We start from the raw sequence: 11,883 nt of genomic DNA on the forward strand, positions 1-11,883 counted from the left end.
CGGTGGGTTTAGGCTAGAATCGCTGGCAGACTTTGGCAGGTATAAAAGAAAGCAATGATCAAAGGTTTGGGACGGAGCAGCGGACGGGTAGCGTTGGGTCGGGCGGTGTTGTCGCGATCGCGAGCCATTGGGCTGGGCCTGCTGCTGGTGCCGCTGGCCGGGTTGTGGCAATCCGCCCAGGCTCAGTTCCCGCCCTGTCCGCCCCCGGCGGCCAACGAGTTCCTGCTGCTGGTGCGCAGCAATACCGAAACCGAACGCACGCGGGTTCAAGACCTGCTACCCTCCAACAGCACGGTACTGGTTTGCGACTATCTGAACGATACGGTGGTGCGGGCTGGCGGGTTCACCAACCTGGAGAACGCTAACGCCTGGGCCCAGTACATGACTGAGGTAGAAGGGTTTCAGGCCTTTGTCGCCCGTCCAGCCACGACCGTAGCTCAGCCCGCTCCCCCCCGCAACGACACCCCCGCCCCTAATGGCACCCCCGCCGCTAACGACCCTCCCGCCAGCGGCACGACGACCCCTGCTACGGGTACAGCCCCCAGCGGCACCGCCACCCCGCAGCCCGCGCCCAGAGCCTATGCCCCCCAGCCCCTGGGTGCGGGCTTTGCGGTGCTGGTTGATTACCAGTACCAGCCTGAATCTGCGATCGCGATTCAGCGCCAGATCGGCCAGGCAGTGGGATTGGCGGTTCATCGCCAGCGCTCCTACCTGCTCATTGCCCACAGCCCTGATGTGGACGGGGCCGCCTCCACCCTGACGGTCCTCACCAGCCTGAATATCCCCGGCTTCATCGTCGACAGCCAGGATGTGGTGATGCTCACCCCGGCGGTGGCGATCACCGCTCCCTAGCAATGCTTTAGTAGGCCGGAGCCGCCAGGTAGGAGATCATGACGCCCAAAATGGACCCGGCAATTACCTGAAAGGGAGTGTGGCCCAGCAGTTCCTTGAGGCGGTCTTCGCGCAGCTCGGGCTTTTCCTGAAACAGCTCGTCAATAATCTGGTTGAGCACCTTGGCCTGCTTTCCCGCCGCCTGGCGCACCCCAGCCGCGTCGTACATAACGATGATTGAAAAGACCGAGGTGGCGGCAAACAGTGGGCTGGCCCACCCCAGGGTCTGCCCCACACCGCAGGTCAGGGCCGTCACCAGGGCCGAGTGGGCGCTGGGCATGCCGCCGGTCCCTACCATCACCCGCAGGTTGAGCTTGCGGTGGCGCACCAGCTCAATAAACGCCTTTAGCACCTGGGCCGTGAAGCAGGCGATCAGGGCTACGATCAGCACGTGGTTGTCTAAGATATCGCTAATACTATCCATCGCCTCAGGCCGCCCTAGTAGGTGCGCGCAACAATGTAATCTGCGATCGCCAGCAGCGGCAGGCGCAGGTCGCCAAATCCGGCCAGACTGTCCTTCGCCGCCTCAATCAGCTGGTCGGCCTGGCGACGGGATTCCTCCAGACCCCAGAGGCTGGGATAGGTCACCTTTTGGGCGGTAATGTCTTTGCCCGCCGACTTGCCCAGGGTTTCGGAGGTCGAGGTAATGTCGAGAATATCATCGACAATTTGAAAGGCCAGACCAATTCGCTGGGCGTACTGGCGCAGGCTTTCGACCGCCTCGTCGCTGGCCCCAGCCAGAATGGCCCCAGCGGTGACCGAAATTTCGAGCAGTGCCGCTGTCTTGTGGTTGTGGATATAGGTCAGGGTTTCGAGGGTCACATTCGGATTGCCCTCGCTGGTCAGATCGACGATCTGACCGCCTACTAGCCCTTCGCCACCAACCGCTCGCCCCAATCCGGCAATCACCCTCAGCACCTGCTCGGGCGCTGCTCCCCGGGTTTGGGTCGCCACATATTCAAAGGCGTAGGTGAGCAGAGCATCCCCCGCCAAAATCGCCACATCTTCGCCGTAGACCTTGTGGTTGGTGAGGCGACCCCGGCGATAGTCGTCGTTGTCCATGGCCGGCAGATCGTCGTGGATCAGCGACATGGTGTGGATCATTTCCAGAGCGCAGGCGGTGGGCATGGCCAGCTCAGCCGTACCGCCCGCCAGCTCACAACTGGCCAGGCACAGAATCGGGCGCAGGCGCTTGCCCCCGGCCAGCAGCGAGTAGCGCATGGCCTCGTAGAGGGTTTCGGGGTAGCGCAGGGTCAGCGCCTGGTCGAGGGCGGCCTCTACCCGCTGACGCTGCTCTGCCAGGTAGGCCTCCAGGTCAAACTGGCCAGCGGGCGAGGGTCTGGAATCGAGGGAGTTGGTGGGCACCATAGCAGCAACAGACAGGGAAAGGGATAGTAGGGTGAGGGGGTTAAACGAGGTTAATTCGCTGGGCTAGAGACGGCTGCGGTAGCTGGTGACAGTGTTCTCGAGCAGCATGGCCACCGTCATGGGGCCAACGCCGCCGGGCACTGGGGTAATGGCTCCAGCCACCGGCTGCACCGAGGCGAAATCGACATCGCCCACCAGTCGGGCCGACCCATCGGGCTGCTCGACCCGGTTAATGCCTACGTCGATCACCACGCTGTCGGGTTTTACGTCCGCCGCCGTAATCATACCGGGGCGTCCCACCGCCGCCACTAGAATATCAGCTTGCCGCATCAGCGCGGGCAAATCCGCCGTGCGAGAATGGGCCACCGTGACGGTGGCATTGGCCTCGATCAGCATCAGAGCCATGGGCTTGCCCACCAAAATGCTGCGGCCCACCACCAGGGCGTTGGCCCCCACCAGGTTAATGTTGGCGGATTCCAGCAGCCGCATGACGCCGTAGGGGGTGCAGCTGCGCAGGCCCGGTTCGCCGCGCACCAGCCGCCCCAAGTTGATTGGGTGCAGCCCGTCGGCATCTTTGTCGGGGTCGATGGCGTTGAGCAGGGCCACCGCGTCCAGGTGCTCGGGGAGGGGCAGCTGCACCAGAATGCCGTCCACGTTAGGGTCGGCGTTGAGCTGCTGAATCAGCGCCGTCACCTCGGCCTGGGTGGCGGTGGCGGGCAGGTGTTTGCCGTAGGACACCATGCCCACCCGGCTACAGGCCCGCTCCTTGTTGCGCACGTAGGCGGCGCTGGCGGGGTTGTCGCCCACCATGACCACGGCCAGCCCTGGGGGACGAAAGCCCTGGGCGGTGAGGGCCTGAACCTCCTGGGCCAGCTGGGACTGAATTTGGTTCGCGAGGGCTTTGCCGTCGAGCAGTAGGGTCATGGCTGGGGTGCGCTAACCTGGATCTCGGAAAGTGTGAAAGCGGGTATCGGTGCCTGGCACAGGATTGGCCCAGCCGGAGCTGCCGACGCTTTCCAGTGTCTCAGATTTTGCCCCTCTGTTGCGCCTTTAAGGGCAGCGATCGCCCCTAAGGGTTCACCCCTCTCTCTCCTATGACTCGCCCTACCACTCCCAACAAACGTCGTTTTACCCGCTGTGGCCTGGCCTGGGGAGGGCTGGCCCTGGCCCTGGCGGCAATGACCAGCTGCGGCGCCAGCCTCGATGCCGCGGTGGGCTATAGCCTGCGCGATCGCCTCAGCCGCTGGCCTGGTCTGGCCTGGATGGACCCGGTGACCCCCATTGCTGATGCCGGTCAGGGCGATCGCGCCAGCCTGTATCTAACCGGTACGGTCGAGCGGCAGCTGCCCCTGGTGGGTCAGAGCCTGTACGAACTGGTGGATGAGTCGGGGGCGATCTGGGTGTTGAGCGCCCTTGAGCCGCCGGCTTTGGGGGCTGCCCTCACCATTCGGGCCAGTCTCCAGTACGAGCAGATTTTGCTCCAGGGGCAGGACATTGGCGAGTACTACGCCCAGGAACTGGAGCGCCTGGAGCAGAACTAGGAGCGATTAGCAATTATCGAGGCCCAAGCCAGTGTTTTACTCCGTTGCGGGGGCATGGAAGATGGTAGTCTCTTAGAAATGCTGTGTATAGACATTCACACTGGTAGGAGAGGATTAGGGTAAATGAAACAACTGGTTGGCCTACTCGTTGCGTTGGCAGTGCTCTTGGGGTGGGTGAGTAGCCCGGCCCTGGCCCAGCCCATCTCTGGGGCAGACCTCTATAGCGCCCCCCTTGAGGCGATGACCTGGCTGGCAGCCGCCCCGCCGCAGAACGCGGTCGATGCCAAGCTAAAGACAGAGTACGGCGCTAAACTCGACCTCAACAACGCCAACGTCCAGGGCTTTAGAAAGTATCCGGGGCTATACCCCAACCTGGCCCGTAAGATTCTGCTCAATGCCCCCTACGAGAGCGTTGAAGACGTGCTCGATCTGCCTGGCCTCAGCGATCAGCAAATCGACATTCTGCGGGCAAACCTCGACAACTTCACCGTTACCGTACCCGACTCGGCGTTTGTAGAAGGCGGCGATCGCTTTAACAACGGCGTTTACAAGTAAACGGCGGGTTACACCTCTGCTCTCGCCCACTGGCCCTGGCTGGCCGGGTTGACCCACTAGGGTCAACGCTGACAGCCAGGGCTTTTAAGTATTCGATCTGTGGCCATCTGCTGACTGTCTTCGCTGAATCTCCATGGAGAGCCGCCCTTGACCAAGCCTGATTTAGCCGCCACCCAGCCCAGCCAGTTTGATGTTTTGGTGATTGGGGGAGGGGCCGCCGGACTGTACGCAGCGCTGTCGATTCCCTCCCGCTGGCGGATTGGGCTGGTGACCAAGGATACCTTGTCTGTCTCCGCCAGTGACTGGGCCCAGGGGGGCATTGCCGCCGCCATCGGGGCCGACGATGCGGTGTCGCTACACGTGGCCGATACCCTGGTGGCTGGGGCGGGGCTGTGCGACCTCCAGGCGGTGGAGCATCTGGCCAGCCAGGCAGCCCGCTGCATCGAGCGATTGGTCGATCTGGGGGTAGCCTTCGATCGCACCGACGGCCAGCTGGCGATGACCCTGGAGGCCGCCCACTCTCGTCGCCGCGTGCTCCACGCCGCCGACACCACGGGCCGGGCGATCGTCTCTATTCTGGCGGAGGCGGTGCTGCAGCAGCCCAACATCACCGTCTTTGAGCAGGCCTTTGCCCTCGACCTGTGGCTGGCGGATGGGGCCTGTCGGGGGGTCCTGGTGGCGCACCGACAGCGGCTGGGCTGGTTGTCGGCCCAGGCCACGGTGCTGGCGACGGGCGGCGGCGGCCAGGTCTACGCCCAGACCACCAACCCCGCCGCTAGCACTGGCGATGGCGTGGCGATGGCCTGGCGGGCGGGCGCCCAGCTGCGCGACCTGGAATTTGTGCAGTTTCACCCCACCTCCCTGGCCCAGCCGGGGGCACCGCCCTTTTTGATCAGCGAGGCGGTGCGGGGCGAGGGGGCGCACCTGGTGGACCGCCGGGGCGATCGCTTTGCCTTTGACTACCACCCCGACGGCGAGCTGGCCCCCCGCGACGTGGTCAGTCGGGCCATTTTTCACCACCTGCAAAAGACCGGCGATCGCCAGGTGTGGCTCGACCTGCGCCCCATTCCGCGCGATCGCATCCAGTACCGCTTCCCGAATATTTTGCAGGTGTGTCGGCACTGGGGCTGCGACCCGCTGACGGAGCTGGTGCCCGTGGCCCCCGCCGCCCACTACTGGATGGGGGGCATCACCACCGATCTGCACAGCCAGACCTCTATTCCAGGCCTCTATGCGGTAGGCGAAAACGCCAGTACAGGAGTACATGGGGCCAACCGGCTGGCCAGCAATTCCCTGCTGGAGTGCCTAGTGTATGGGGCCGAGCTGGCCCACCTGCCGCTGCAGAGCGAGGCCCACCTCCCAGCGGCCCTATCCCGTCCCGATGCGATCGCCCTGGACGGCCTGCCCCCAGCCGATGCCCTCTGGACCACCCTGCAGGAGCAGCGCCAGCGCCTGACCCAGCTAATGTGGGAGGCCGCTGCCATCAGCCGCCACCAGAGCGGGCTGGAGGACGCGATCGCCAGCCTCGGCCAGTGGCGCCGCGAGTGGCAGCAGCATCCCCTGCAGGCGCTGCACAGGTTACCGACCGGCACCAGCTATGCCCTCCCCGAAACACTGACCTGGCCGCTGGTGCGGGCTTGGGGCGAACTGTCCAACCTGCACGACATCGCCTGGCTGATTCTCAACAGCGCCACCTTCCGCACCGAAAGCCGGGGTGGCCACTTTCGCCAGGACTACCCCCACACCAGTCCCGACTGGCAGGTGCACACGTTAGTCGAAGGCGATCGATGGTCCAAATCCCCCACCCTTCAGCCCTAGGACGTGTCATCAATGGCAACCAAAAGCTAGGTAGAGCCATCGCTTCAGAGGCATTGGTCATGTCCTAACGGTTCTGGCGATGGCTCTACATTTGGGGAAGGGCAAACGGCCGTTTGCCGCTACGGGAGGCGTTGGATGATTGATTCATACCCAATCCCACCCTCATCACCCTCACCGCCTACCCCGCCGGGCCGATCGCCGCTTTAGCTTAGGCTTACCTGACGCTTTGCCCCGATTGCGCTTGGTCGCTGAGGAGAGCCAGTCGGCGACGTAGTGGCTGAGGGCACCCAGCTCCAACCCCACCAGCAGCGCCAGCCACCAGGGCCAGTAGGTGACCAGCGCCCAGCCCAGGCCATCCACCAGGTCGCCCCAGCTCAGGGCCGTGCGCTGAGCCCCGTTGAGCAGATCGACCGCGAGCAGCCCCCCCAGCCCCAGCCACAGGGACAGGTAGAGCACCCGCACCACCGTACCGATGATCGGCCCGTGGGACCAGCGCGATCGGTGGCGGATTTTGCCCCGGTAGGGCAGCCAGATCCACCGCAGCCAGCCCCAGCGCTTGTACTGCACCGAGTGAATATCCAGATCGGGGCCGAGCACCCAGCCCCCCAGCAAAAAGCCCAGGCACACCACCGCCGTCAGCCAGCCGCTGAGGGTGACGCGAAAGGCGGCCAAAACCACCAGCGGTAAGGCCCAGAGAGTAATGCGATCGTGGGTGCGGCCTGAGGACATGGCACAGGTGTACCAGGATTTCTGCCCCCTGGCAAGGGTTGCTGATGCCTGACGTTCCCAACCAGGCCAATTGCCTCCCCCACTCATCGATTAGGCAGGGGCCAGGAATTGGTCAACGCGACGCTTGATTCGTTCAATTTCAGCCCGGGACGACGATGAGCCGCTCTCTATAACACTGCCGTCTGCCAGGGAGACACTTAAGTAGTAAGTCGGCCCGCTATCGCTCCACGTGCGTTCTCGAACCTCAACACGTTGAATATCTGAGCAAGGGTATATCCGGGTCGTCCGCTTAATGGCGGGCGCTTCCTGGGTAAAGCTGACGGTGGCAGCGGGTCTATCGAAGACTATTTCGGCACTTAAACCAGCCACCGCTGCAAAAAAGAGTATTGCGCTCAGGAAAGTGGCCCCCGCTGAGATAAACGCCGCAAACAAGAAAAAGAAATTGAAGTAATGTTCCCATTCGATCTTAATTAAAAGCTCATAGGGAGCCAGGAGCGGGAAGCAGCCGAGGGCAGCGAAAAGAACCCGCATGCCCACGGACATGCGGGACTGCACTACTAAGCGGTCAGCGTATTCAACGATCTCAGGATGCGCCACAGAAATACCCCCGGATTGGAAAGCGCCCGTTCAGCCACAAACCGTGAACCTTGGTATAGCGGTTCTCATTTGGATGAGATCCGGATCAATTGCCCAAAGCCACGGACTGCAAAGATTTTGCGCCATTGTCCACAGTTATGACCATTGAGTTCTGGCCAAATGTAATTTAAGCTACACCGCCGCAGCGGCTGGGCCATTAGCGTCTAGGGAAGTGTATGTAAACCGCCGCTATGGTTGAAATCAGCGCGATCGCCGCCGCCACTGCCCAGGAGACCCCCGCCCTGGACTTCCAAGACATTCGCCTCACCTACCGGGGCAAGGGCGCGCCGATGACAATCATCGATCACATCTCCTTTCGGGTGGCCCAGGGGGAGTTTGTGTCGCTGGTGGGGCCCAGCGGCTGCGGCAAAACCACCCTGCTGCGGATGGTGTCGGGGCTTAACCCGGCGGAGGAAGGGGCCGTGTACTTCCACGGCCAGCCGATCAAAGGGCCCCTGAAGAATATTGGCATTGCCTTTCAAAACCCGGTGCTGCTGCCCTGGCGCAACACCCTCAACAACGTGCTTCTGCCCCTGGAGGTGGTGCAACCCCACAAGCGCCGCTTCCGCCAAAACCGGGCTAAATACGTTGAGTCCGCCGAGCAGCTGCTGACCACGGTGGGGCTAAGCAACTTCCAAAACCACTACCCCTGGCAGCTCTCCGGCGGCATGCGCCAGCGGGCCTCCCTCTGCCGCGCCCTGATCCATCAGCCCGAAATTCTACTGCTCGACGAACCCTTCGCCGCCCTCGACGCCTTCACCCGGGAAGAAATGTGGGGGTTGACCCAAAACCTGTGGCAGCAAACTGGCTGCACCGCCCTGATGGTCACCCACGATCTGCGGGAAGCCCTGTTTCTCTCAGACACCATCTACGTGCTCGGCCCCCGCCCCAGCACCATCGTCTACACCCTCAAGGTCGATCTGCCCCGACCCCGCACCCTGGATATGTGCTTCACCGACGACTTCCACCACATGTACACCGAACTGCGCCGCCACATTCAGCGCAGCTAACTATCTAGCCCAGTGGATAGTGCGCTGTTCGATCAACGCGAAGACGCCGTAGAGCACGATGCCCATCACCGCCAGGGCGAGGATGGCTAAAAATGCCAGGGGCACGTTGAAGCTGGCGCTGGCGCTGACGATGACATAGCCGATGCCCCGGTTGGAAGCAACGGTTTCAGAGATCACCGAGCCGATGAAGGCCAGGGAGATAGCTACCTTGAGGGAGGCGAACAGGTAGGGCAGGGAGTGGGGGAAGCCAACCTTGCGAAACACCTCCCAGGGGGAAGCCCCCAGCGATCGCAGCACATCCTGCATTTCGGGCTCCACCGTCGCCAGCCCCGCTGCCACATTGACCGCAATGGGAAAGAAAGCCAGGGTAAAGGCGGTGATCACCGCCGGAATGGTGCCAATGCCAAACCAGATCGCCAGCAGCGGCACCAGCGCCACCTTGGGAATAGTATTGAACCCTACCAGCAGCGGATACAAAATGACGTAGGCCAGCCTGGAGTAGCCGATCAAAAAACCCAGCAAAACACCGCTAATCAAACCCAGAAAAAACCCCATCAGGGTAGTGTTGAGGGTGTGGATGCCGTTGCGCCAGACGGTGGTGCCAAAGTTTTGGCCAGCGGCCCAGATGTCGCTGGGGGCGGGCAGTATAAAGGTGGGCACCTGCAAGAGTTGAGTCGCCGCCTCCCAAACGATCAGCAGAATTACCACGGCTACGGTCGGTAACAAATAGGCGGCCAGCCTGGTTTTTAAGAACGTTTTCACAGCACCGTGGTCATTCCCTGACCCCTCCCGACAGGACAATAAACCTACTAAACAAGTTGCCGCAGAATCTATGGCTTACCTTGCAACTTTATAGCGTTGACTTTGTAGCTAAGTATTGCAGACTACCAACTTGCCGTAACAGAGCCACTATATCTAGAACACCTGCGTGATTTTGGTAAATTTGGCAACGGAGTAGTCCTTACTATGAAGCCCGTTCGTTCCCTTTTAGGTTCTTTGCTGCTGGCAGCTACCCTGGGTCTGGTCGCCTGCGTCGGGGGTACCCAAGTGGCCACCCCCGACTCCCCTACTGCCGAATCGACAGCGGCTGCCCCCGATACCGACGAGCTGACCCCGATCCGGTTCACCCTGTCCTGGTTGTTCCAGGGGGTAGATGCCCCCCTGGCGATCGCTCTGGATCAGGGCTATTTTGCCGAAGAGGGTGTAGATGTCACCTTTGAACGCGGCTTTGGTTCCGCCGACTCCATCACTAAAGTAGCCGCCGGGCAGTTCGACATTGCCGAGGGCGACATGTACGCCATGATGGAGTTCAACGACAACAACCCCGACGACCAGCTGGTGGCGGTGGCAATCAAGTTCAACCGCTCTCCCTTTGCCATTGTTACCCGGGTTGACTCGGGCATCGACGACCCCGCTGAGCTGGAGGGGGCCAACCTGGCGGCCCCGGCAGGGGACGGTCCCCGACGACTGTGGCCGGTGCTGGCCAACCAGGTGGGGGCCGACCCCGACAGCGTCGAGTGGACCAACGTGGAGCCCCAGCTGCGGGAGAGCCTGCTGGCCCAGGGCAGTGCCGACGGCATCTCCTGCTTCTCCACCTCCTGCGTACCGGTGCTCACCCAAAAGCTAGGCTTTAGCGCCGACACCCTCAACGTGTTCTACTACAACGACCACGGCCTCGACCTCTACGGCAACGCCCTGATCGTGCGCCGAGACTTTCTAGAGGCTAACCCGGAGGCGGTACGCGGGTTTGTGGCCGCCTACCTGCGAGGACTCCAGGACACCCTGGCGGACCCAGAGGCCGCCCTGGAGACGGTGGCTCGCCTGGCGGACGACGAGCTGTTTGATATGGAAGTGGAGGCCGAGCGCCTGCAAATCGCCCTGGATCGGCTCTACACCAGCCCCGAGAACGACACCATGGGCCTGGGGGCGGTGGATTACGATCGCCTGTCGGTCACCATCGACCAGGTGGTGGAGGGCTTTGGCCTGGCCAGCACCCCCACCCCCCAGGAAGTGTTTGACAGCAGCTTCCTGCCGCCCCAGTCGGAGCGTATGATGTAGCCTGCACCTAACGGCAAAATCCTATGCTGACCCAAGCTCCCCCGCTCCAGCTCGACGTTGTGCGTCGGCACTTTCCGGCCCTGGCGGGGGATTGGGTCTTTTTTGACAATGCCGGCGGATCACAGATTCTCAAGCCCGTCGTCGATCGCATCACCGACTTTCTCTACGGTTCGAACGTGCAGCTGGGGGCCTCCTATGGGGTGTCCCAGCGGGCTACGGAGCGGGTGGCGGCGGGCAGTCGGGCGATGGCCCGTTTCATCAACGCCGCCGACCCTGCCGAGGTCATCCTCGGCCCCAGCACCTCGGCCCTGCTGCGGATGCTGGCCCAGTGCTTTCGGCCCACACTACAGCCGGGGGACGAGATTGTCGTCACCAATGCCGACCACGAGGCCAACATCAGCCCCTGGCGTGAGCTGGAACGCGAGGGCCTGGTAATCAAAACCTGGCGAGTGAATCCCACCACCTTTGAGCTGGAGCTGGCTGACCTCGAGGCTCTGCTGACGCCGCGCACGCGCCTGGCGGCGGTGACCCACACCTCTAACGTATTGGGCAGCATCAATCCGGTGCGGGCGATCGCCGACTTAGCCCACGCCCACGGGGCGCTGCTCTGTGTCGATGGGGTGGCCTTTGCCCCCCACCGCCGGGTGGATGTTCAGGCGCTGGACGTAGATTTCTACACTTTTAGCCTTTACAAGGTCTACGGCCCCCACCAGGCGCTGCTCTACGGCAAAAAAGAGCTGCTGCTGGCCCTGCCGGGCTACAACCACTACTTCATCGAAAACACGGCGATTCCCTACAAGTTTCAGCCGGGAGGCAGCAGCTATGAACTCAGCTATAGCCTCACCGCCATCCCTGAATACTTTGCCACCCTGGCCGAGCACCACGGCCATTCCGGGGACGGAGACCCGATCGATCGCGCGTTTGAGTTGATCCAGGCCCACGAAGGCGAGTTGAACCAGCGGCTGCTGTCGTTTTTGCACAGTCGGCCCCGGGTCAAGATCATCGGCCGCGATACGGCGGATCCGACGCAGCGGGTATCGACCATCTCGTTTGTGGTGGAGGGCATGGGCAGCGACCAGATACCACCCCACCTGGATGCCCACAACATTGGCATCCGCTACGGCCACTTCTACGCCCTGCGGCTGATTGAAGACCTGGGGCTGCGGCCGAACCAGGGCGTGGTGCGGGTCAGCATGGTGCACTACAACACGATCGAGGAATGCGATCGCCTGATCGAGATCCTGGCAACGCTTTTGTAACCCCGTAGGATGGGCAAA

General features: G+C 62.5%; 13 protein-coding genes. 7 read left to right on the forward strand and 6 right to left on the reverse strand.

Annotation, left to right across the window (positions count from 1 at the left end; all coding sequences use genetic code 11):
• Nucleotides 1–54 precede the first annotated feature (54 nt).
• The gene (locus tag NF78_RS06800) at nt 55–852 is read left to right on the forward strand and encodes a hypothetical protein (RefSeq protein ID WP_156119679.1); all 798 of its coding nucleotides are present in this window, start codon (nt 55–57) and stop codon (nt 850–852) included.
• 7 nt (nt 853–859) lie between these two features.
• Here NF78_RS06800 and NF78_RS06805 read toward each other — a convergent pair whose 3' ends face one another.
• The 3 genes from NF78_RS06805 to folD all read right to left on the reverse strand — a co-directional run bounded on the left by NF78_RS06805 (nt 860) and on the right by folD (nt 3,183).
• A complete protein-coding gene (locus NF78_RS06805; RefSeq protein WP_035985451.1) occupies nt 860–1,315 on the reverse strand; it encodes a divergent PAP2 family protein in 456 nt (151 codons plus the stop codon).
• A 14-nt stretch (nt 1,316–1,329) separates the two neighbouring features.
• Entirely contained in the window at nt 1,330–2,259 is a 930-nt protein-coding gene (gene crtE / locus NF78_RS06810; RefSeq protein ID WP_035985452.1) for a geranylgeranyl diphosphate synthase CrtE, read from the reverse strand.
• A gap of 63 nt (nt 2,260–2,322) precedes the next feature.
• Nucleotides 2,323–3,183 carry a bifunctional methylenetetrahydrofolate dehydrogenase/methenyltetrahydrofolate cyclohydrolase FolD gene (gene folD / locus NF78_RS06815; RefSeq protein WP_035985453.1) on the reverse strand — a complete coding sequence of 287 codons (861 nt, stop codon included), beginning with the start codon at nt 3,181–3,183 and terminating at the stop codon, nt 2,323–2,325.
• 170 nt (nt 3,184–3,353) lie between these two features.
• Here folD and NF78_RS28090 point away from each other — a divergent pair, with 170 nt between their 5' ends.
• The 3 genes from NF78_RS28090 (at nt 3,354) to nadB (ending at nt 6,173) form a co-directional block, all read left to right on the forward strand.
• Nucleotides 3,354–3,800, forward strand: a complete 447-nt coding sequence (locus tag NF78_RS28090) for a hypothetical protein (RefSeq protein WP_052049917.1) — start codon at nt 3,354–3,356, stop codon at nt 3,798–3,800.
• Between the two features lie 123 nt (nt 3,801–3,923).
• Nucleotides 3,924–4,355, forward strand: a complete 432-nt coding sequence (gene psbU / locus NF78_RS06825) for a photosystem II complex extrinsic protein PsbU (protein WP_035985454.1) — start codon at nt 3,924–3,926, stop codon at nt 4,353–4,355.
• Between the two features lie 147 nt (nt 4,356–4,502).
• Nucleotides 4,503–6,173, forward strand: a complete 1,671-nt coding sequence (gene nadB / locus NF78_RS06830; protein WP_035985455.1) for an L-aspartate oxidase — start codon at nt 4,503–4,505, stop codon at nt 6,171–6,173.
• Nucleotides 6,174–6,344: 171 nt separating this feature from the next.
• Here nadB and NF78_RS06835 read toward each other — a convergent pair whose 3' ends face one another.
• Nucleotides 6,345–6,902, reverse strand: a complete 558-nt coding sequence (locus NF78_RS06835; protein ID WP_035985456.1) for a metal-binding protein — start codon at nt 6,900–6,902, stop codon at nt 6,345–6,347.
• A 90-nt stretch (nt 6,903–6,992) separates the two neighbouring features.
• Nucleotides 6,993–7,499: a hypothetical protein gene (locus tag NF78_RS06840; RefSeq protein WP_156119680.1), complete on the reverse strand. Its 507-nt coding sequence runs from the start codon at nt 7,497–7,499 to the stop codon at nt 6,993–6,995.
• A 230-nt stretch (nt 7,500–7,729) separates the two neighbouring features.
• Between NF78_RS06840 and NF78_RS06845 the strand changes: the two genes are divergently transcribed.
• Nucleotides 7,730–8,548, forward strand: a complete 819-nt coding sequence (locus NF78_RS06845) for an ABC transporter ATP-binding protein (protein ID WP_081972535.1) — start codon at nt 7,730–7,732, stop codon at nt 8,546–8,548.
• Here NF78_RS06845 and NF78_RS06850 read toward each other — a convergent pair whose 3' ends face one another.
• Nucleotides 8,549–9,310 (reverse strand): ABC transporter permease, encoded by a 762-nt coding sequence (locus tag NF78_RS06850; RefSeq protein WP_052049919.1) that lies wholly within the window; start codon nt 9,308–9,310, stop codon nt 8,549–8,551.
• 234 nt (nt 9,311–9,544) lie between these two features.
• Here NF78_RS06850 and NF78_RS06855 point away from each other — a divergent pair, with 234 nt between their 5' ends.
• On the forward strand, nt 9,545–10,606 hold the full coding sequence (locus NF78_RS06855) for an ABC transporter substrate-binding protein (RefSeq protein WP_197064780.1): 1,062 nt from the start codon (nt 9,545–9,547) through the stop codon (nt 10,604–10,606).
• A gap of 23 nt (nt 10,607–10,629) precedes the next feature.
• Complete coding sequence (locus tag NF78_RS06860; RefSeq protein ID WP_035985461.1) at nt 10,630–11,865, forward strand: cysteine desulfurase-like protein; 1,236 nt, start codon at nt 10,630–10,632, stop codon at nt 11,863–11,865.
• Nucleotides 11,866–11,883: the final 18 nt, after the last annotated feature.

The organism is Leptolyngbya sp. KIOST-1, from assembly GCF_000763385.1.
Classification (GTDB): Bacteria; Cyanobacteriota; Cyanobacteriia; order Phormidesmidales; family Phormidesmidaceae; genus Nodosilinea.